Origin of the sequence: Glaciecola sp. 1036, assembly GCF_050306235.1 — a bacterium.
Lineage (GTDB): Bacteria > Pseudomonadota > Gammaproteobacteria > Enterobacterales > Alteromonadaceae > Glaciecola.
Genome location: NZ_JBLWFH010000006.1, coordinates 133,674 through 155,482 on the forward strand (window position 1 = coordinate 133,674; position 21,809 = coordinate 155,482).

Here is a 21,809-nt window from a genome sequence, read left to right on the forward strand (position 1 = left end):
AGACCTCAGTCTAGGCGTTAGTTCCTATCTGGCCATTATTATTTTGGTTTTGAGTGCCATAAATATATGTTATCGTTGTGTAAAATTAAAAGTTATAACAAATTGTCATCTACCAATTGGAGAGCCCAATGAGCGTGTCAGCGCCGCAAATTTCAGTTAAATCTCCCTCTAGTCCTTACGATAAATGTCTTGATAGCGGAGTTCGTTTAGGCGAATGGAAATATGACGATACAGCTGAAATTTTAGAAAAGTTGGAAACTATTCTTGGTGTAGATAATGTCTCGGCGGATCCTAAAGACAATAAGCATTATCGAAAAGGTTGGCGTTCAGGTGAGGGCAGTGCTTTAGCTGTTTTGTTTCCTAAGAATCTATCATCACTTTGGCAGGCGATAAAATGTTGTGTGGCTTATGATTGTATTATCATAATGCAGGCCGCCAATACTGGACTCACTGAAGGGTCAACGCCTAACAATAATGATTACGATCGTCCTGTTGTGGTAATAAATACATTGGCGCTAAATGATGTATATTTGATTAATGAAGGATATCAAGTTGTTTGTCATCCTGGTGCGACTTTGCATAAACTTGAATCCATGCTAGCGGATATAGGTCGTACACCACACTCTGTAATAGGTTCTAGTTGTCTTGGCGCCTCTGTTATTGGTGGAATAGCTAACAATTCTGGAGGGGCTCTAGTAAAAAGAGGTCCGGCTTACACCGAATGCGCCTTGTTCGCGCAAATAAATGACCAAGGTCAGTTATTGCTATCAAATCATTTAGGACTTGATTTAGGCGATGACCCAGATGCTATTATTCAAAACTTAAGCATTGGAAATTTTGACAGCGCTTCAAATGATCAAGGTTCCCGCTTGAGTTGTGATACCCAATACACTGCAAGAATAAGAGATATTACCTCGGATACTCCCAGCCGATACAATGCCAACCCTGATAGATTGTTTGAAGCTAGCGGATGTGCTGGTAAGCTAGCTATTTTTGCAGTAAGAGTTGATTCTCATAAAAAGCCTCAAGCAGAAAAAACATTCTACATTGGCACCAATGATCCCGCTGAATTAACCCAATTAAGACGGTCCATGTTGTCTGATTTACACTCTTTACCTGATGTTGCTGAATACATGCATAAAGACATTTTTGAAGTGTCTGAAAAATACGGTAAAGATACTTTCTTGAGCGTAAAGTATTTAGGCACTCAAAGACTACCTAAATTGTTTGCATTAAAATCGCGTATAGATAGTGCATTGAATGATATACATTGGTTGCCTAATGATTTAAGTGACAAAAGTATGCAGATGCTTAGTCGCTTATTGCCTCAGCACCTACCGCCAAGACTACTTAAATATAAAGATAAATATGAACATCATTTAATTTTAAAGGTAAGCGATGATGCTATTGCGCCTACCTCAGAATTTTTAGTTAACTTTTTTGCTGATTCTTCCAATGGTGACTACTTCGAATGTGATGCTGCCGAAGCACAAGGTGCGGTATTAAATAGATTTGCAGCCGCCGGTGCGGCTTTGCGATTTCAATTACTGAATAAAAAACGCTGTGGCGATATTTTAGCGCTCGATATTGCGCTAAAACGCAGTGAACAAGATTGGTTTGAACATCTGCCCCCAGACATTGATGCTATGATAGAAAAGAAGCTCTATTATGGGCATTTCTTTTGTTATGTTTTTCATCAAGATTATATCTTGAAGGCTTCGGCTGATGCCAAGTTAGTTAAACAAGAAATGCTAAAGCTATTAGATAATCGTGGTGCGAAATATCCAGCTGAACATAATGTTGGGCATTTGTATTCTGCAGAAACAGAATTACAGCAGTTTTATCAAACATTAGATCCTACAAATACCTTCAATCCAGGCGTAGGTAAAATGGATAAAACCAAACGTAATTGTGGCTGTTGTTAAGCTGAGTTGCTTATAGTTTAAAACTTAAGTAGTATCAGCTTAGTATTTTCGGCTTAAGGATCGAGCAAATGTCGAGTGGTTCTTATGCGCAGTAGTATCAATCTCATTTTCTTTTGTTTTGTTTTTGCATGTTTTCGTCCATCACTAGCTCTCGAAAATACATCGCCTCTGATTATTGATCCCAGATTACATGTTGTAGACACATCCATTGGATTAAACCAAGACTCTGTTTATGACATGCATGTTGACGATATTGGATTTCTTTGGTTGGGAACCGATGAAGGTCTAAATCGTTATGATGGTCAAAAAGTCGATATAATAAGAGATATCGACGGTTTGTTACGCAATAACCCAATATATTTCATTCTACAACCAGACCCTTCAACGCTTATTTTATCAACAGGAAAGCGCGGAATAGTTGTTTTCGATCTAAATAAAAATACCGCACGTTCAATTTTAGATGTTCCATTACGCCTAGAGGTGGATTTTAAGCAGTTTTCTGATGCCATGTTGATTCAAGAAAATGGCAATATTTTGGTTGCTATGAATGAAGAAATATACCGCCTCGATGCTAAGACTTTTGAAGCAACCATGGTATTTAGGCTCACTGATACCCAAGTTGAAAACATGCATAGCATTAGAGCGCTTTATTACGAAAACGGACTATTGCTGATTGGCACAACTAATGGATTGCTAGCCTATGATGAAATACTCGATTCGAGTAAAGTTATTTTTGAGAGTCTCGCAATTAACGATCATAGTGCCGATGTTAAGTTTTTAAATCGGATTGAACCTGATTATCTTTGGATTGGTACCGTAAAAGGGTTGTATAAGTACAATTACGGTAGTTTGATCAAACACATTAAATCAAATTGGCAACTACCACCGAAATTAGTGGTAAATAGCGACCTCAATATTTGGGATGTTAAAAAGAACGCCGCCGGTCAGATTTACATCGGGTCCGAAATTGGCTTGTTAAATTATAACCAAACTAAACAAGAACTCGTGTTCCTACTTGAACCCAAAAAGAATGTTGAAGTAATTTCAAATCCGGCTATAAAACGTCTTGTTTTCGACGCTAATGATAATGTTTGGCTTGCAACGGACAAAAGTGGGGCTTTTCTCTGGTCGCCAGTTAGCTTGCTGTTTAAGAATGTATTTAAATCAGCGATTCATAGTTCAGAAAATAATCTGAGTAATAATTCTGTTTGGTCGTTAAATCAAACCACTGAAAATACTTTGTGGGTGGGTACAGTTAACGGCTTAAATAAGTACGATTTAGATTCAGGCAAAATACAAATATTTAATCAAAGCCCGAGTAGGTTCACTGATTTTTCTGAATCAGACATCCAGCTAATCGAAACTTTTGATCAACGATATCTATGGTTATCTACAGGTACAGGCGTGCGACTGTTCGATACCCAAGAGACTGTTTTTGTTGATATTGCGGAAAAATACAGCCAAGAAATAAAACAAACCTTAGATGGGTTTCCTCATGCTATAAGGTTCGATGGCGTAGGGAATTTGTGGTCGGTAAATCCAGAATCTGACCTTTTTTACATAGATTTAAAAAATAAAAAGGTCATCAATTTTTCTACAATTGCGCCAGAATTTCCGACGCCAGAAGTTGCTGATATGGTTGGATATGATGCCATAACAAATATGATGCTAGTGGCTAGCTATGGCAAATTAATCGGGATTAATATCGATGATTTAAGTTGGAAGGTATTGCATCAGATCCACTCAAACCTAGTTGATTTTTATTCTCTCCCAAATGCGTTTGTAAGAGATGGAACAGAAAGGATTTGGCTGTCTTATTTGGGAGTAGGCTTGTTTGAACTCGATAGCCAATCGTTTAAAGAACGCAACCATTACAATGATTCAAATATTTTAGCAGACAATATTTTATATGGCTTACATGTAGATCACGATGGCAACCTTTGGTTTTCTTCACATTCAGGTATACATCGATTATCTCCAACTTCTTCGAGTGTTAATTCATTTCACTATGCCCACGGCCTATCTTCTGTAGAATTTAATCAAGGGGCTTACACTGTGCTGTCTAGTGGTGATATTGCTTATGGAGGTAACTCTGGATTTACTATCTTTTCCCCAGATAAATTGAGCGAAGAAGCAGATCGAACTCCACATCAACCAATTATTACTTCGGTCAGCTTAGCCAGTAGAGAATTAATTTCGCCGCTTACGGATCTTACAGGAACGACTATAAATCTAAACTACGATGATTTTGGTCTTAGCATCAGCTTCTCTATTCCATCTTTTAATACCACTTACACACCGAGATTTGGATATCGGATAATTAATGACAAGAACGTGATTAATTATCCCGTTGTTGCTAACAACAAAATTACAATTCCCACGCTACCTGCGGGCAAATATAAAATTGAAGTTTACAACGCCAATAAGTCTCGAAATCAATCTGAGCCTGCAGTGCTTTTTGTAAACGTTAGTTATCACCCTATGTTAACCCCAATAGCAATAGTGCTTTATGTGTTAACATTTTTAAGTTTATTAGCATTTTATTTGCATAGAAAAAGTGCTATGGAACTGGCGTTAACCCAAGCGAATAAACAAGTAAGTCTATACAATAAGCGTCTAAATGATGCATTGGAAGCCACGAATTCACACATTTGGGAATGGTCGAGTGAGTCAAATTTACTGGTCGGAGAGCGAATAAAACAGGAATTCACTGGCACTGAAAACGCTTCGATAGTATTTGAAGATTATATTGCGCGTATCTACAAAGATGATGTTGAAGACTACATAAATCATTGGAATGCTTTTTTAGATAAGAAAATTGATCACTTTGACATCACCTATAGATTCGTGGATCGAGAAGGCGAGATTTTGTGGTACCGAGATATTGGTAGTCTAATTGACAGTGAAAACAACAATAAAGCGCTTTCTATAAAAGGAACATATTCAAATCTTACCCAATCTGTGGCAGCTCAAGAGCGGTTAAAACTATTTGGTAATGCATTTAAATCAACGCGAGATTGGGTCATTATCTTTGATCGCAATTATTCACCTGTGGTTGCTAATCCCACTATGATCAAAGCCTTTGGTATATCAGGTCGTAAAAAGAACGATTTAGCGTTGAATCAGATTATTAATAACTATCACAATGAATACCGCTTATTAATCAAAAGGATGAAAGAGCTCCAATTAGGAGAGCATTGGAAAGACGAAGTAAGATTAAATGTCAATCAAAGGCAACTGACATTTTTAGTTGATATCAGTGCAATTTCGATGCATAAAAACAGTCAGTCTCCGGATTACTTTTTGGTAATTGGGACTGATATTACCCAACAAATTCAAGCCCAATCTGAATTACAAAAGTTAGCAAATTATGACGTTCTCACTGGGTTGATAAATAGATCCTTATTAATAGAAAGAATGCGTCATTCAATACAATTTGCGCGACGCCACCAAACAAAAGTTTATGCTCTTTTCATCGATTTAGACGGGTTTAAACCTGTTAATGATTCATTTGGCCATCAAGCCGGCGATAAGTTGCTAATAGAAATTGCCAATCGAATTAAGAACACTTTTAGGGAACAAGATAGCGTTGCCAGGTTGGGAGGAGATGAGTTTGTCGTGGTGCTTGATGAGGTAGCCGACAATCAACAGATTTCTAGAATCATGCAGGAGCTTTGTGATCTGATATCTCAGCCTATTTCTTTGGGAAATACCACAGTATCCGTCTCTGCATGTATTGGCGCCGCAATGTACCCTGAAGATGCGGATAATGCAGAAAATCTATTACGCAATGCTGATATTGCAATGTACGATGCTAAAGCGGTAAATAATCGACAACACAGTTTTTTTAATCATGCGATGAATGAACAAGTGCATTGGGATGTTGTTATGCGCAATAAAATTAGGGTCGCAACGAATCAAAAAGAGTTTATTAACCATTATCAGCCAATTATTGATGCAAGTACTGGTTACACAGCAGGTTTCGAATTACTTCTACGTTGGCGAGACGGCGAAACAGAAGTTTCTCCAGCACAATTTATCCCTATCGCAGAAAAAACAGGATGTATCGTCGATATTACCATGGATGCCATAGAAGCTACGATTAATGATATGGCAAATTGGTATTTGAGCGGGTTTAGGGGGTATGTAGCAATAAATTTATCACCATTGATCTTCAATGGGCGACCTCAGCTTGAAACCATCTGTGGAATGTTACGAAAACATAATTTGCCCGTGTCTAGTTTACGTTTTGAAATTACCGAAAGTGTCCTTATTGATGAGCCTAGAAAAGTGACTCGTTATATGCAGGAGATCCAAAATAAAGGTTTCTTAATTGCGTTGGACGATTTTGGTACTGGTTATTCTTCGCTAAAGTATTTAAAAGATTTTCCAATCGATATTTTAAAAATAGACAAGTCGTTTGTTGATGATATTGACTCAGATCGTAGTACTCAATCTATAGTGAGCTCTACACTTCAAATGAGCAGAGCAATGGATATTCAAACCATAGCCGAAGGAGTAGAAACCCAAGAGCAACTGGCATATTTTGCTCGTTCTGGCTGTGGCTTTTTACAAGGTTTCATTTTTTCAAAAGCGGTGGATGCTGCTGAGGCTAAATTATTAATTAATAAACAATGGTTTGACGTGCAAGAATCAAACGTACATAGGCTAGAATTATAGGCTTACTGGTAACAAGTATGACCAGTATTTATTTTGGTTATTGTTCTCTATACAAAATTCTGAGAGTCTCCTAAGCAAAAAGCGGTTGTGTTATTCAATCGATCCTGCGACATTATGCGTATGTAACTAATATGTAAATAAAATAATTGATTCAGGTTGCTTATGTCGTCAGAAAGTACTCATCAGTTGGATAATCAGACAATCCATTCACCCTTATCCATGTTATATCGTTGGGAGCAAGAAAAGCCGGACCAACACTATATGACTCAACCTGTAGATGGCAAATCACAAACCTATACATGGGCTGAAACTGCTACCGCTGTGCGTAAATTAGCTGCCCGGTTAAAAACCTATGAATATCATCCCGGAACGCGTATCGCGGTGTTGGCTAAAAATACTGCCGAATGGGTGATCACTGACCTTGCTATTATGATGGCAGGTCACATTTCAGTACCTATTTTTGCAACCGCCGGTAAAGATACGATTGAATACGTATTAGAGCACGCTGAATGCCCTTTATTATTTGTAGGAAAGTTAGACAATTACGATTCCATCAATCAATGTGAATTAGAAAAAGTCACTACTGTAGGTTTTCCATACGAAGGCTACAGTGCCGATCACAAGTGGCATGACTTTATTGACGTTGCACCTTTAGAAGAAAACCCTGTGCCTGATATGAACGCGATTATGACGATCATTTATACGTCAGGCAGTACAGGCCAGCCTAAAGGCGTCGTGCACACATATGCAACTATTTGCTGGGCGGCGCAAAACTCATTGAACACATTGACTATATCTGATGCAGATAGGGCCATGAGTTATCTACCTTTAGCGCATATTACTGAACGCGTATTGGTAGAATTAGCCAGTTTCTATTCCAGTATGACACTGCATTTTGTTGAATCATTAGAAACTTTTGCCAGAGATGTCAAACATTGCCGTCCCACCTTATTTATTTCCGTACCAAGGTTATGGACCAAATTTCAAATGGGAGTTTTGGTAAAAGTTTCCCAGAAAAAGCTAAATGTTTTATTAAAAATACCCTTTGTGGGTAAGAAGGTAGCTGCAAAAATTCGTGAAGAATTGGGCCTTAATGATGCTCGGCTCTGGGCTTCTGGTTCAGCGCCTTTAGCGCCTGCTATTATCAAATGGTTTAGTAAAATTGGAATCAATATATCTGAAGGTTGGGGCATGACCGAAAACTCAGCGTACGGTACTTCTAGTGTTCCTTTCAGATTGGATAAAATTGGTTGCATAGGCAAAGCCTACGAGGGTGTCGACATTCGAATAGCCGAAGATGGAGAAATTCAGGTTAAATCTCCATGTAATATGATTGGCTATTACAAGGACCAAGAAAAAACCAGCGGCGTTTTCACAAATGATGGCTACTTAAGAACCGGCGATAAAGGTGAAATAGATAGCGACGGTTATGTACGAATTACTGGTCGTTTAAAAGACATCTTTAAAACAGAGAAAGGTAAGTACGTAACGCCTGCGCCAATTGAAGCCAAAATTATGGAAAACTCAGTGGTAGAACAAGTCTGTGTGACTGGGACTAACTTACCACAACCTATTGCGCTATTAGTGCTATCAGCCGAGGCGCAAACCAAATCTAAGGAAGAAATTTCACAACTGTTGCAAGCGACATTAGAACAAGTGAATGCTGGTTTAGAAAGCCATCAAAGACTCGACCGAATTATTGTATTCTTGCAAGAATGGTCAATTGAAAACGACCTGTTAACACCAACACTTAAAGTAAAACGTCATGTGATCGAAGAAAGATTTAGTGACGTTATTCACAGCAAATTTAAAGATAAAATTGTTTGGCAATAGAAGTTAAGCAAATCTCAAGTAAGAACAAAAAAACTGCTTCGAATGTCCGAGCAGTTTTTTTTTTGTAACTCGATCCATAAACTATCCTTATCACTTTTAATAAAATAGCCAAAAGTATAACAAAAATTAAAGGTTAGACCTGTTAGGTCGATATCAAGACTGAACGGACGCCTTTATTCACAGCGTTTTCCATTTGCTCAATTTTCAATTAATAAGGTACAACTCATGTATAAACAGTTGCTAGGTGCAACGCTGTGCTTGCTGTGCTTATTGCTCAGCGGGAGCGCATTTGCAAAGCTTACTGTTATCGTTAATCCAGCAAATTCTGACCCTTTAGATGAAAAAACGGTTCAACGTATTTTTTTAGGGAAAGAAAAAAAGTTTGCTAGCGGTACAGAGTCTATTCCAGTAAATCAATCACCTGATAATGCGTTGAGGCATGAATTTGATGAAACTATTTTAGGTAGGAACACCAGTCAGGTATCTGCTTACTGGTCAAAGTTGGTATTTACTGGGAAAGGAATTCCACCTAAAGAAGTTATGAACGATGCTGAAGTAATAGAGTTGGTATCTAAAAATCCAAGTGTTATCGGTTATGTGGATTCTTCTTCACTTACTGATGCAGTAAAAGCAATAGACTTATAGAGGTGGTCATGATGAAAAATAAATTACTATTTCCATTATCACTTATTGCGCTGAGCCTTTCCCCAGTGGCAGAAGCAAATTCAGTTAGAATAAACGGTTTTGCAAACTTTACTGCTGGCATTTCAAGTGAAGAATCAGAGGCATTGGGATATTCAGATAAAGCAGATTTTAGTGAGCAAAGCCTGTTTGCAGTGCAATTGTCTGGTCAAATAAATGATAAAATGTCGGCAACAGCACAAATCGTTTCAAAAGGTAATAATGGCTACAGCGCAGATTTTGAATGGGCCTATATCAAATATGATATAGATTCTGAACAAAGCATTTTAGCTGGCCGTTTTAGATTACCTATTTTCCGCTATTCTTCTTCTTTAGATGTAGGTTATAGCTATCATTGGATTTCAGCGCCTAGTACAGTATATGACGTACCCTTTAATAACTTAGATGGTGTTCGTTACGACTATTCTAGTTTTGTCGGTGATTGGGAACTGATGTTTCAGGCAAGTTTAGGCAACTTCAAAGAAGAAGTTAGTGGTGGAAGCAGTGACGGTAGCAACGTTATTACAGCCAGCTTTGAAGCTACTTATGAAAGTTTCAAAATGCGTTTTGTTTATGGACAAGGTGACAATAACTTCCATTTACCACAACTTGATGCTTCTCTTGATCAGTTTGCAGCACTTTCGCCGGAACTGGCTGAAGAACTTCGCATGAATGACGATAGAGGCGTGTTTTTAGGCGCTGGATTTGAATATGACAATTTTGATTGGTTTGTTTCAGGTGAAATTACATCAATTGATATTGAAGATTCTTTTTCACCAGAAGACAAAGCCTGGTATATCACCGCGGGTATTCGTTCAGGTAAATGGACACCTCATTTTACCTATGAAACTCGTGACGGTAATGCTGATATCAAATTTCTAGAAAGTGTGGCTGCATTCCCTGCAGAATATCAGCCAGTAGTTGCGGGCACCCTTACCGCTATTCAAATGCCCTTTATGGAAGAATACTCGGTCACTACGGTAGGCGCGAGGTACGACTTTGATTCGAATATCGCGATAAAGGCCGAAATCAGTCGATATGATAACGAGTTAGATGCTGGCGTTGGTATCAGAGGCGCTTCAGAAGATAGCACTATTGTTAGAGCTAGTGTGAACTACGTGTTCTAACACTTGCTTTATAGTTAAAAAACCGTACCGGTCAATTGCCTGTGCGGTTTTTTATGTTTTTATTGGTGCAACCCGAGCAATAACAGTGCAAATTAAATCAAAATATTAACTAAATAATCATTAATTATTACTTAAATATATGAATAATATAGAATAATTAAAGTTGGCAATCAATTTGCAGTACAAAAGTAAGCTAACTCCAGTTAGTTGAATCTTTTGATTCTTTTATACCGATGTTGTGTGTGCTTTGGTGATCGCGGATATGGATTTCTGCTAGCTAAAGTTTCCTGCACGGGTTGATGTGTCCTCAATCCGTGCAGTTTTTCTTTATCATTGGCATACCGCCAAATTAATCAAATTTTAGTTCAAATAAATGTTTACTTTTGGACATATCAGCGTCAATTGACAAAATTATCGCAGGGCGAGCGAGTTTAATTGTGTTTTCTTCGATAATGAAATAATCGCTAGGATCAACATAATGATTGTCAATTGTGACACAAGCAAATTTGTTAATACCGATATAATTTACCCAACCAATAATAGTGCCTGATGATAGCAACCTATTTTTATTTTCAAGAAGCTTTTGATCAATGGTTACACTAATCCCAAAAATAGGTTTATCCCCAATGGTGACATCGGTTTCATTGTCAACCAATAGAGATAATAAAGTGTTTTGTTTCATTGGATACGAAATCACATTATCATCTGACACTTTGACTGTAGCCACGTTTAATCCCGAAAAATTAGATGTACATAAGCGAGATTAATCTTAAGATATTATTAAAAAACTGTACTGATACAGATCAAGTAAACGCGAGAAGGAGATGACTTTTGGTTTTTAACAAACACTTGTTGGTAATACTCAGTATATTCATAGTGTTATTCACTAGCCCTAAATCTATAGCTGAATTGCAGAAAGGGTTTATCGATTTTCGATATGAAAAGCAAAGCGATAAGATTTTTATCCAACTAAAAGAATCTATGTTGGACCAGCCTTTTATTTTTCAAAGCAGTTTACCTCGTGGTGTAGGCTCTAACGATATTGGTTTAGACCGAGGACAATTGGGTGACACTAGATTGGCGGTATTTGAGCGCTACGGCAACAAAATCATGCTCAAACAATTAAATACCCAATATCAATCATCTTCAAATAATCAGGCTGAAATTCAAAGTATTGATGAGGCATTTGCGGATTCTATTATTGCTGGGTTTGTAATTGAATCAGAAGCCGACGGCTACATCATTTTTGATTATACTGCTTTTTTGTTTAGTGATATTCATGGTGTTCAGCAACGTTTAAAAGCGACGGGGCAGGGAAACTTCAGTGTAGATACAGCTCGCAGTGCAGTGTATTTACCTAAATCAAAAGCCTTCCCGCTGAACACTGAACTAGAAGCTGTGGTGACATTCAGAGGTCAGCCAGAAGGTGAATACATCAGACAAGTGACGCCGGATGCACAAAGCGTTACCGTTCACAAACATCATTCATTTATTCAGCTTCCGGATGATAACTACAAGCCGCGAGAATTTCATCCCTACTCAGGTTACTTCAAACATAGCTTTTTTGACTACTCGGTTGCCATAGATGAAGAACTTGAGCAAAAGATGATTCGTCGTCATCGATTAGAAAAAAAATATCCAGATCAAGCATTAAGCGAGGCCAAAGAGCCGATAGTGTACTACTTAGATCCTGGTATCCCAGAACCTGTTTATTCAGCGCTTGAAGAGGGTGCATCTTGGTGGAATCAAGCATTTGAAGCGGCCGGATTTAAAAATGCGTTTCAAGTTAAAAAATTACCAGAAGGTGCTGATCCCATGGATGTTAGATATAACATCATACAATGGGTACACAGAGCCACCCGAGGATGGTCATATGGTTATTCTGTGTTTGATCCAAGAACCGGTGAAATTTTAAAAGGTCATGTAACACTTGGTTCTTTGAGAGTTCGACAAGATTTATTAATCGCCTTGGGATTAACTAGTCCATTTAAAGATGGTAAGACACAGATTACGCCACAAATGCAATTAGCCCTTAACCGTATAAAACAGCTATCAGCACATGAAGTAGGGCACACATTGGGCTTGGCGCATAACTTTGCCGCTAGCGAAAACAATAGGGCATCAGTAATGGATTATCCGCATCCAATGATTACCTTGGAAAACGGAGAAATTGTACTGGCAAATGCCTATGACGATGGCATTGGAGAATGGGATAAATATACCATTGCTTATGGCTATCAAGACTTTGCGGAGCAAAATGAGCACCAGATGTTAACGGATATGGTAGCGGATGCACAAAAGACTTATAGGTACAAATCAGATCCAGATGCCAGAATGGCGCACCGTCCTTCAGCGCAAGGGCATTTATGGGATAATGGAAAAGATCCTATAATTGAGTTTGAAAGAATGCTTGAAGTTCGAGCCTTTGCTTTGGATAAATTTGGGATCGATAGTCTTCCCATGGATGCCCCATGGTCAGATTTACAGGAAAGGTTAGTGCCTTTGTATTATTCTCATCGATATCAACTAGATGCTGTGGTAAAACAAATTGGTGGCTTAGACTATGAGTACTCTGTAAAAACGGCTACACCTGAACTGCCTGTTGTGAGCTTTGTGGCCCCCAATGTTCAAAAACAAGCTATTACACAAATGTTAAGGTCAGCAAGTGCAGAGTTTCTTGAGTTACCCGAGCAAATTGCAGCATTAATTCCACCAAAAGCCTATGGAAGTGATAGAACCAGAGAAAGTGCGGCTACTCGCATGGGGATAGCATTTGATCCATATGCATTAGCGGAATCAGCCAGTGCGTATAGCTTAAAGAATTTGCTTACTGCGGAGCGATTGAACAGACTGTCTTATCAACATCAAGTAAACAAAAAAATACCCGCAGTGGCTGACTTATTGGAACAATTGTTTGACGACTTGATTTCTGATGCAACTGAAGATGGTCTAGCTGGACGCGTAGGTTTGATTGCATTACAGCAAGTTTTCACAACGCTTAAAGATGACACCCTAGCTCCAGAAGTTAAATTAGATATTGAAGCTGCTTTGATGGAATACGCGCAAAAACTGGATAAAGATAGTCGAAATAAGAAGGCAAAGGTGCTTAACTTTCACATCAATAATTACTGGCGGACAGGTGAAATTCCTAAGCTTGTAACACCTAAAACAATGCCACCAGGCTCGCCTATTTAGATAAGAAACTTATAAAGCGAACAATTCAATTGTTCGCTTTTTTATATCACCCTGCTATAGCGCATTTGATGCATAGGCTGGGACAAATACTGGTCGAAACTCATACAAATGTTCCTCACAATCAATCGTCCGCGTTGATGAATTAGAATTTTATCTTGATTAAGACTGATAAGGCCATCGTCAATAAAGGTATCTAATGACGCTAGGCTTTGCTCAAAATATTCAGTGAAATTTATTTGGTGTTTTAATTCAAAGTGTCTAATGTCTAATTCAAAATTACACATTAATTGGTGTATTAAATCTCGTCGAATTTCATCATCTCGTGAAAGTTGAATGCCTTTAACTAAAGGACGTTTTCCTTGATCTAACAGCTGATAATAGTCTTTTAAATCTTTTGCATTTTGCAGATAGATATTTTCAATACTGCTAATTGAAGACGCGCCTAAACCGATGCAACTATTTGCAACACCTGTTGTATATCCTTGGAAGTTTCGATACAAGGATTTTTCACGTTGAGCGATACTTAGCTTATCTTCAGGGCGAGCGAAATGATCCATTCCAACAAAGTCATAACCAATATTGGTCATAAATTGAATTGCCTGACGAAACAGCGAAAATTTTGCGTCGGCATTTGGTAACCAGTCATCTTTTATTTTGCGCTGAGCAGCAAACATCTTGGGTAGATGAGCGTAGGAAAATAACGAAACCCTATCAGGATTCATTTTCTCTACTTCGGCTAAAGTTTTAGCAAAGGTCGTTTGAGTTTGATGGGGTAAACCGTAGATTAAGTCAAGGTTAATTGATTGGTAACCCAAGTGCCTTGCTGACTTAATTAATGAAGCTATGTGTTGTGTACTTTGCACGCGATTAATCGCTTTTTGCACTTCAACGTCAGTGTCTTGAACGCCGATACTTAAGCGACGAAATCCTAGCTTATAAGCTGAAGTAAGATATTCTTCATCGACCGTGCGAGGGTCAATTTCAATGCTTAATTGAGCGTCAGTGTCAAAGTGAAACTTAGTTTTTAGCATGTCAATTAGACGCGCTAATTGCGTTTGGGTGAGGAAATTTGGCGTTCCTCCTCCTAAATGTAATTCTGTTACTATCCCAGCACTGTATAGTGGTGCAACCAAATCAACTTCTTTTTCAAGATAAGTTAAGTATTTGTCAGCTTTATCTTGATGACGAGTGACTATTTTATTACACCCGCAGTAATAACAAAGCTGATGGCAAAAAGGAATATGTACATACAACGACATATTTTGATGATTTTTGCTGTCAATCAAACGTTTATTTGCAGTTTTTATTTGCTCATCCTTGATATCTTCATGAAAAGCAATTGCCGTTGGATAAGAGGTGTATCTAGGTCCGGCAGTATTGTATTTGGTCAACACTTTTCGGTCGAAAAACTCATCTAATGCTAGGGTGTTTGTATATTGCATAGTAAGTGGAAACTCTAGTAACTCGCAAAAATTCTGAGGCTATTATGCAAACAATTTAGAGGGGAAATATTGATCTCGGTTAACTGATTGGCATTTTGTAGATTAATGAAAGTTCATCACCACAATAAATTACTAAAATACTTCATTTGCTCATAACATCTTATTAACAATATAAAGATGAAAAGAGATAGATGGCAGAATTATTTTTAGTCAGACATGCGCAAGCCTCATACGGGTCTGGAAATTATGATCAACTGAGTCCTTTAGGTCACGAGCAGTCACAACTATTGGGTCAATATTTTAAAGAGCGTGAAATCACCTTTGATAAATTGATTTGCGGCGATATGCAACGCCACAAGGAAACGTTAACAGGCATCACAGGGGCATTTAAAAATGTTGAAATTAATCACCAATGGAACGAATTTGCTTTCGAAGACGTGATAAATGCTTTTTTAAAGCAGCATCCTGAACTAACCCCAGCAAAAGATTCTAGCCGTAAACAATGGTACCGAGTGCTCAAAGCAGCAATGGTAGCTTGGTCGGAAAACCGTATAAACGAAAACTTGCCCGAAACATGGGAAGATTTTCAAAGCAGAGTTAAACAAGCGAGTAAAAAAATAGCTGTTGGGACGGAGAAAAAAGTGTTGGTTGTGAGCTCAGGGGGCGCAATCGCGGTGTTTCTCCAACAACTTTTCGATTTAACGCCGTCACAAGCGGTGAATTTTAATTTGCAGATCAAAAATAGCAGCTTACATCATTTTTATTTCAATAAAGAAGGATTTCAAATGAGCAGTTTTAATAGTATCCCTCATTTAGAACCCTTGTCTCTAATGGAAAAAATAACTTATAGCTAAGTCAGAACCGGAGTCTTTCTATGGATTTTAATCATAGCCAACGAACCTTAGATATGTTGGATAAATTACAGAGTTTTATGCAGCAATATATATATCCAAATGAGGATAAATATCACAAGCTTCTTAAATCGTCAGACAATATGTGGCAAACCCCAGAGTTGATGCATCAACTTAAACAAAAAGCGCAAGAGCAGGGCTTATGGAACCTGTTTTTACCTGAAGAATATGGACCTTATGGCGCTGGATTAACTAATTTAGAATATGCCAGTTTGTGTGAACAAATGGGACGGGTATTGTGGTCTGCGGAAGTGTTTAATTGTAGCGCTCCTGATACTGGAAATATGGAAGTGTTGGCAAAATATGGCAGTGATGATCAAAAGAAACAGTGGTTAGAGCCTCTATTAGCTGGGAAAATTCGTTCTGCCTTTGCCATGACCGAACCAGAAGTCGCATCCTCTGATGCTACCAATATTGAAACCTCAATTACACGAGACGGCGACCACTATATAATTAATGGGCGAAAATGGTATACCAGTGGCGCCATGAACGAAAATTGTAAAATCCTTATCGTAATGGGAAAAACAGATGTTGCCGCGCCAAGACATCAACAACAGTCTCAGATACTTGTTCCCATTGACACAGACGGAGTAACTGTAGTTCGGCCAATGGGGGCAATGGGATATTTAGACGAACCAATTGGACATGCTGAAGTACTGTTTGAAAATGTGCGTGTCCCAGCTGAAAATCTTATACTTGGGGAAGGTAAAGGATTCGAAATTGCGCAAGGTCGATTAGGTCCGGGTAGAATTCATCATTGTATGCGATTGATTGGATGTGCCCAAAGAGCGCTAGACATGGCTTGTGAACGAGTAGAAAGCAGAATTGCCTTTGGTCAACCTCTTGCCAAACAGCAGTCTGTTAGAGAGAGTATTGCTACTATGTATTGTCGTATAGAACAGGCGCGTTTGTTAACATTGAAAGCGGCAGACCAAATGGATAAATATGGCAATAAAATTGCGAAAAACTTAATAGCAGCAATTAAAATAGTAGCGCCAAGAATGGCATGTGAAGTTATTGATGAGTCTATTCAAATGCACGGTGCATTAGGCACATCGCAAGATACAGAGCTTTCCGCGATGTATGCATATGCAAGAACTATCAGACTTGCAGATGGACCAGATCAAGTGCACATGATGCAATTGGGGCGTACTTTAATCCAAGAAGCAAGCGTAAAAAATAAAGGTGAATAAATGAAAGCGATTGTATGTCATGAATTTTCTGCGATAGAAAATTTAGCTTATGAAGATTTTCCTAATCCTGTAGCTAATGCAAATCAAGTAGTCGTAAAGGTTGCTTCCGCGGGTGTTAACTTTCCAGACGGACTACTTGTTCAAGGACTCTATCAAATAAAACCTGATTTTCCTTTTGTGCCGGGCAGTGAAATTGCCGGTGAAGTTTTATCTGTTGGCGAAAACGTTAAACATGTAAAAGTCGGTCAAAAAGTTATTGGGATTTGTCGTCTTGGCGGTTATGCGGAAGAAGTCGTCATTCCAGCTAATCAAGTGATGCCTTTGCCAGAAGGCATTCCCCTAGAGGAAGCTTCAGCGTTAGCCACTGCCCATGCCACAGCTCATCATGCGCTTAAACAAAGAGCTCAGATTAAGCCAGGGGAAACCCTTTTAGTGACTGGCGCAGCGGGCGGTACTGGCTTAGCAGCTATTCAAATTGGTAAAGCTATGGGGGCAAAAGTAATTGCGTGTTGTTCTACCGATGAAAAGTGTGAAGTTGCCCGTCAACAAGGTGCTGATGAGACAATAAATTACTCTGAATGTGATTTAAAAGACACCGTTAAAGCAATGACGAACGGTAAAGGTGTTGACGTCGTATATGAGTGTGTCGGAGGCGATACTTTCCATGCTTGTAGCAGAATTATGGCTTGGGCCGGTCGATTGCTCGTCATAGGCTTTGCAGGCGGCGAAATCCCTAAGTTCCCGGTTAATTTGGCGTTGGTAAAAGGCTATTCTGTGGTGGGCGTTTTTTGGGGCTCATTTGTTCAACATCAACCTCAAGATTTTGTTGAAAACATGCACGAACTGGTCAAATGGTACCTAGAAGGTAAAGTCAAGGTGCACATCGATAAGGCGTTTAAATTATCCGAAGCCGTAGATGCTCTGCAGTACGTGGCTGGACGGCAAGTGAAAGGAAAAGTCGTATTAATTCCATAAAAAAGTGACCCCGGGGAGGGGTCACCAAAATGGCAAAGTTGCCTCTGCCTACCATGTTGAATCGTTAATCAACAGGGTTGATAAATCATTATTAAAGGCGTTCTTGAAGTACCTTAACAAGAGGTGCATCTTGAAGGCCTTTTTCATTAATCCAAGCGGTTAATGCTGAACCGTCGTGTTCAGGTTCCGCCAAAAGCTTTTTTGGCATCTTTTTAACCAACAATGTGCCCGCTTCAACTGAATTATTTAAGATCGCCAGTTTGATAAGTGAATTTCCACTACAAGTGATTCCGCTGTAATAATCTTTTAAGCGAATATTGTAATTGGATTGGACGTTTTTCATTTTCTTACGTAGCTCACCTTTATCATCTGTAGCAACGATTTCACAGATATTTGCCAGTGCGTCTTCTAAGTTAGCATTTGCTGGCGCTGATGCGATGCACGCCGCTCCAAAGATTGATGTCGCAATTATTTTTTTCAACATGATAATTAGCCTCTCAGTTAGTAATATCGAGGCTCATGTTAGAGGTTAAAAAGATCTTGTGAAGATAGAATAACGATACTTAGGTATGTAGGTTAGTACCTTTTAATGTTAGCTCTGTTGTTCTAGCTGTAATGAGGCAAAAGCCCTAATGACGATAGCTATCAGCTTTTCAGGCGCATCTTCTTGGATGAAATGTCCAGTATTAAAAAAAGAATAGTGTTGTTGGTTTTTGCATCCAGGGATGTGTTCTTTAATATGATCATGAATGCCGATAGACATTAAGTCTTCATCGCTAAAAACCGTAATGAAGGGTTTATTAAAACTTTTTAGCACATTCCATGCATTGTTGTTAATAGTTAGTTCAATAGCATTATTACCATTAAAAAGCATATTTTTCATAGCTTTAGGACCAACCACAAAATCTTGATTGGGGAATGGGGCATCATAACCTTGTAAAATTTCATCTATGAGCAAGTTCTTGCAGCCTTGCTGAATTTGACTTGCGATATTAAATTTTTCTTCTTGTGATGATTCTGTTGTTGAATTGATGGGTAATTCAGCAATAGGCAGCATGGTATTAACCGCAATAACTGTATTAAAGTTATTGATATCATCAGCGACTAGCCGCATTCCCAAAAGTCCACCTGTGTCTTGGCAAAAAAGCATTATATTTTGTAAATTTAGACTTTTTAAAAGTGCTTTTAGCCAAATAAAATGACTATTCAAACTATAATCTTGCGGGTCTGTCAATTTATCAGATTTACCGAAACCAATTAAATCAGGCGCTATAACTCTCAATCCAATATCTGCAATTTGAGTAATTATATTCCTGAATGAATAGCTCCAGGTAGGTTCACCATGTATTAACAACACAACAGGAGCATTTGCGTCGCCAAAATCAACATAGTGCATATGCAAAGGGACATCATTTATGGTATCAACTTGGCAATAATGCGGTTGAAAACTGTAACCAGGTAACTGTTGAAATCGCTCTTCGGGAGTTTTAAGTATTGCCATGAAAACCAAAAAAGTAACAAATAATTTACATATTAAACATAATGTTTAAAAGAAAACAATATTATTTAGAGGATAAAATTTTTTTATTTCCAAGCTGGATAGCACAGGGCAAAACGTCTAGCACAAATATACATTTATTTTATTTTAAAATATCAAACCAATAAATTGGGATTATTCATTTGTGTTTATTAACATCTCATTATCAAAACAGATATGGGTAAAAATATGAGTGAAATAAATTCTGCCGTTTCAATAAAGGTCACTTCAAACACAGCTGTAATAACGATGCATAATGCACCTGTTAATGCACTATCAAAAAGTGTGAGAGTAGGGTTAATTGACGCAGTGGAACAAGCTGAAACAGATGATCAGGTAGACTCCATATTAATTACAAGCCAATTTGCCTTGTTTAGTGCTGGTGCTGATATATCTGAATTTTCGGGTGGAGATCTATCTCCCATGTTGCCTGAAGTCTTGGATAAAATTGAAAATTGCAAAAAACCAGTGGTAGCCTTAGTTAATGGTGGCGCCTTTGGTGGCGGTTTAGAATTAGCATTAGCTTGTCATTACCGCGTTACGTTTAAAGGCAACAAAGTAGGTTTGCCTGAGGTACATTTAGGCATCTTGCCTGGTGCAGGGGGAACACAAAGATTACCAAGGCTAGTTTCAGCTAAATTAGCGTTAGATGTCATCGTGACAGGAAAGCCGACACCAGTTGAAGTCCTAGATGGTTTGTTCGATTTAATTATAGAGCATAGTGACGATGCTATGACAGAGGTGACTGCTTTTATTCAGTCAATTAAAGATCAACCTACCAAGAAGGTTTGTGATGTTGATTTACAAATGGATGCTGACACAGAATCTTTATTTGCACAATATTCACAACAGGTAGCAAAAAGCACAAGAGGCTTCTTTGCACCAGTAAAATGTGTAGAAGCGGTTAAAGCAGCATTCACTTTGCCGTTTGAAAAAGGCTTGGAACAAGAAGCTAAGTTATTCATGAGTTGTATGCAAACTCCCCAAGCCAGAGCACAACAACACTTCTTTTTCGCAGAAAGAAAAGCTTCACATATAGCGGGTATAGATAAATCCGTTGCTTCTAGAAAAATTGCTAAAGTCGGGATTATTGGGGCAGGTACCATGGGCGGAGGTATCGCCATGAACTTCGCAAACGCTGGCATTCCGGTCACCATGTTAGAATTGAAACAAGAAGCCTTGGATAAAGGGTTGTCGGTTATTCATAAAAATTATCAAAATTCGGCACGTAAAGGTAAATTGAGTGAACAAGATGTGGAAACTCGTATGAATTTACTTTCGGGTACAACATCTTATGAAGATTTAGCTGATGTTGATCTGGTTATCGAAGCTGTTTTTGAAAAAATGGAAGTGAAAAAACAAGTTTTCAGTCAGTTAGACAAGGTGTGTAAACCTGGCGCTATATTAGCTTCAAATACTTCTACGTTAGATGTAAATGAAATAGCTGAATCCACAAGTAGGCCGGAAGATGTGATTGGATTGCACTTTTTCTCACCCGCAAATGTGATGAAATTGCTTGAAATTGTGCGTGCAGATAAAACTGCTGACGACGTAATAGTAACCTCCATGCAACTTGCTAAAAAGATTAAAAAAGTTGGTGTACTTGTGGGGGTTTGCTTTGGTTTTGTCGGCAACCGAATGATTGAAGTATACGCGCGTGAAGCAAATCGATTATTACTAGAAGGTGCAACACCTGAGCAAATTGATAAAGTCATTTATGATTTTGGTATGCCCATGGGACCTTTCACTATGGGGGATATGGCAGGATTAGACATAGGTTATTTTGTGCGTCAATCTAGACAAGCTTTTATTCAACACGATCCAAGCTACTGTATTGTTGCAGATGCCCTTGTCGAGCAAGGTAGAGTTGGTTTGAAGGTAGGAAAAGGTGTTTATCTATATGAAGCAAATAGTCGAGTTCCTGTGCCAGACCCAGAAGTCATCGAAATTGCAAAAGAAAAAGCGAAAGCGCTTGGTATTCAACAACGTCAAATAAGCGACCAAGAAATTCTAGAAAGATGTATTTATCCGCTTATTAATGAAGGCGCTGAAATATTGGACGAAGGCATAGCCAGCAAATCTAGCGACATTGATGTGATTTATGTATATGGCTATGGATTCCCCGTATATCGTGGCGGTCCAATGCAATACGCAGACGAAATAGGTTTAGCAACTATTGTAGAACGATTAAAGCACTATAAAGATACCCTAGGTGACTATGGTGAACATTGGTTTACACCTAGTGCGTTACTTGAAAGATTGGCAACTGAAGGCTCGTCTTTCAGTGGTTATAACGGTCAACTAAAATAA

Annotated in this window: 14 protein-coding genes; 10 read left to right on the top strand and 4 right to left on the bottom strand. The window is 38.5% G+C overall.

Going from position 1 to position 21,809, the window contains the following annotated elements; all coding sequences use genetic code 11:
• Positions 1 to 128: 128 nt before the first annotated feature.
• The 5 genes from dld (at position 129) to ACNKW3_RS10665 (ending at position 10,246) form a co-directional block, all read left to right on the top strand.
• Positions 129 to 1,925 (top strand): D-lactate dehydrogenase, encoded by a 1,797-nt coding sequence (gene dld, locus ACNKW3_RS10645; RefSeq protein WP_427399277.1) that lies wholly within the window; start codon positions 129 to 131, stop codon positions 1,923 to 1,925.
• 84 nt (positions 1,926 to 2,009) lie between these two features.
• Positions 2,010 to 6,605, top strand: coding sequence for an EAL domain-containing protein (locus tag ACNKW3_RS10650; RefSeq protein ID WP_427399278.1), 4,596 nt, complete (start codon positions 2,010 to 2,012; stop codon positions 6,603 to 6,605).
• 162 nt (positions 6,606 to 6,767) lie between these two features.
• Positions 6,768 to 8,438, top strand: a complete 1,671-nt coding sequence (locus tag ACNKW3_RS10655) for an AMP-binding protein (protein ID WP_427399279.1) — start codon at positions 6,768 to 6,770, stop codon at positions 8,436 to 8,438.
• A 225-nt stretch (positions 8,439 to 8,663) separates the two neighbouring features.
• The gene (locus tag ACNKW3_RS10660; RefSeq protein WP_427399280.1) at positions 8,664 to 9,083 is read left to right on the top strand and encodes a phosphate ABC transporter substrate-binding protein; all 420 of its coding nucleotides are present in this window, start codon (positions 8,664 to 8,666) and stop codon (positions 9,081 to 9,083) included.
• 8 nt (positions 9,084 to 9,091) lie between these two features.
• The gene (locus tag ACNKW3_RS10665) at positions 9,092 to 10,246 is read left to right on the top strand and encodes a topoisomerase IV (RefSeq protein WP_427399281.1); all 1,155 of its coding nucleotides are present in this window, start codon (positions 9,092 to 9,094) and stop codon (positions 10,244 to 10,246) included.
• A gap of 349 nt (positions 10,247 to 10,595) precedes the next feature.
• On the opposite strand, the gene ACNKW3_RS10670 is transcribed toward ACNKW3_RS10665, so the two are convergent.
• Positions 10,596 to 10,973: a hypothetical protein gene (locus ACNKW3_RS10670; protein ID WP_427399282.1), complete on the bottom strand. Its 378-nt coding sequence runs from the start codon at positions 10,971 to 10,973 to the stop codon at positions 10,596 to 10,598.
• 104 nt (positions 10,974 to 11,077) lie between these two features.
• Between ACNKW3_RS10670 and ACNKW3_RS10675 the strand changes: the two genes are divergently transcribed.
• Positions 11,078 to 13,441 carry a zinc-dependent metalloprotease gene (locus tag ACNKW3_RS10675; RefSeq protein WP_427399283.1) on the top strand — a complete coding sequence of 788 codons (2,364 nt, stop codon included), beginning with the start codon at positions 11,078 to 11,080 and terminating at the stop codon, positions 13,439 to 13,441.
• Between the two features lie 41 nt (positions 13,442 to 13,482).
• Here the strand turns inward: ACNKW3_RS10675 and hemN are convergent, their stop codons facing one another.
• Positions 13,483 to 14,883, bottom strand: coding sequence for an oxygen-independent coproporphyrinogen III oxidase (gene hemN / locus ACNKW3_RS10680; protein WP_427399284.1), 1,401 nt, complete (start codon positions 14,881 to 14,883; stop codon positions 13,483 to 13,485).
• Between the two features lie 191 nt (positions 14,884 to 15,074).
• Here hemN and ACNKW3_RS10685 point away from each other — a divergent pair, with 191 nt between their 5' ends.
• The 3 genes from ACNKW3_RS10685 to ACNKW3_RS10695 are packed head-to-tail and all read left to right on the top strand — an operon-like array spanning position 15,075 to position 17,962.
• The gene (locus ACNKW3_RS10685; protein WP_427399285.1) at positions 15,075 to 15,737 is read left to right on the top strand and encodes a histidine phosphatase family protein; all 663 of its coding nucleotides are present in this window, start codon (positions 15,075 to 15,077) and stop codon (positions 15,735 to 15,737) included.
• A 20-nt stretch (positions 15,738 to 15,757) separates the two neighbouring features.
• On the top strand, positions 15,758 to 16,987 hold the full coding sequence (locus ACNKW3_RS10690; RefSeq protein WP_427399286.1) for an acyl-CoA dehydrogenase family protein: 1,230 nt from the start codon (positions 15,758 to 15,760) through the stop codon (positions 16,985 to 16,987).
• Positions 16,988 to 17,962 carry an NADPH:quinone oxidoreductase family protein gene (locus ACNKW3_RS10695; protein WP_427399287.1) on the top strand — a complete coding sequence of 325 codons (975 nt, stop codon included), beginning with the start codon at positions 16,988 to 16,990 and terminating at the stop codon, positions 17,960 to 17,962.
• Positions 17,963 to 18,053: 91 nt separating this feature from the next.
• Here the strand turns inward: ACNKW3_RS10695 and ACNKW3_RS10700 are convergent, their stop codons facing one another.
• Both ACNKW3_RS10700 and ACNKW3_RS10705 read right to left on the bottom strand, forming a co-directional pair.
• Complete coding sequence (locus ACNKW3_RS10700; protein WP_427399413.1) at positions 18,054 to 18,443, bottom strand: DUF3718 domain-containing protein; 390 nt, start codon at positions 18,441 to 18,443, stop codon at positions 18,054 to 18,056.
• A 111-nt stretch (positions 18,444 to 18,554) separates the two neighbouring features.
• On the bottom strand, positions 18,555 to 19,463 hold the full coding sequence (locus ACNKW3_RS10705) for a haloalkane dehalogenase (protein WP_427399288.1): 909 nt from the start codon (positions 19,461 to 19,463) through the stop codon (positions 18,555 to 18,557).
• Positions 19,464 to 19,688: 225 nt separating this feature from the next.
• Between ACNKW3_RS10705 and ACNKW3_RS10710 the strand changes: the two genes are divergently transcribed.
• Positions 19,689 to 21,809 (top strand): 3-hydroxyacyl-CoA dehydrogenase NAD-binding domain-containing protein, encoded by a 2,121-nt coding sequence (locus ACNKW3_RS10710; protein WP_427399289.1) that lies wholly within the window; start codon positions 19,689 to 19,691, stop codon positions 21,807 to 21,809.

Coding starts and splice junctions, on each gene's coding strand:
- dld (WP_427399277.1), top strand. CDS start 129: ATGAGCGTGTCAGCGCCGCAAATTTCAGTTAAATCTCCCTCTAGTCCT.
- ACNKW3_RS10650 (WP_427399278.1), top strand. CDS start 2,010: ATGCGCAGTAGTATCAATCTCATTTTCTTTTGTTTTGTTTTTGCATGT.
- ACNKW3_RS10655 (WP_427399279.1), top strand. CDS start 6,768: ATGTCGTCAGAAAGTACTCATCAGTTGGATAATCAGACAATCCATTCA.
- ACNKW3_RS10660 (WP_427399280.1), top strand. CDS start 8,664: ATGTATAAACAGTTGCTAGGTGCAACGCTGTGCTTGCTGTGCTTATTG.
- ACNKW3_RS10665 (WP_427399281.1), top strand. CDS start 9,092: ATGATGAAAAATAAATTACTATTTCCATTATCACTTATTGCGCTGAGC.
- hemN (WP_427399284.1), bottom strand. CDS start 14,883: ATGCAATATACAAACACCCTAGCATTAGATGAGTTTTTCGACCGAAAA.
- ACNKW3_RS10685 (WP_427399285.1), top strand. CDS start 15,075: ATGGCAGAATTATTTTTAGTCAGACATGCGCAAGCCTCATACGGGTCT.
- ACNKW3_RS10690 (WP_427399286.1), top strand. CDS start 15,758: ATGGATTTTAATCATAGCCAACGAACCTTAGATATGTTGGATAAATTA.
- ACNKW3_RS10695 (WP_427399287.1), top strand. CDS start 16,988: ATGAAAGCGATTGTATGTCATGAATTTTCTGCGATAGAAAATTTAGCT.
- ACNKW3_RS10705 (WP_427399288.1), bottom strand. CDS start 19,463: ATGGCAATACTTAAAACTCCCGAAGAGCGATTTCAACAGTTACCTGGT.
- ACNKW3_RS10710 (WP_427399289.1), top strand. CDS start 19,689: ATGAGTGAAATAAATTCTGCCGTTTCAATAAAGGTCACTTCAAACACA.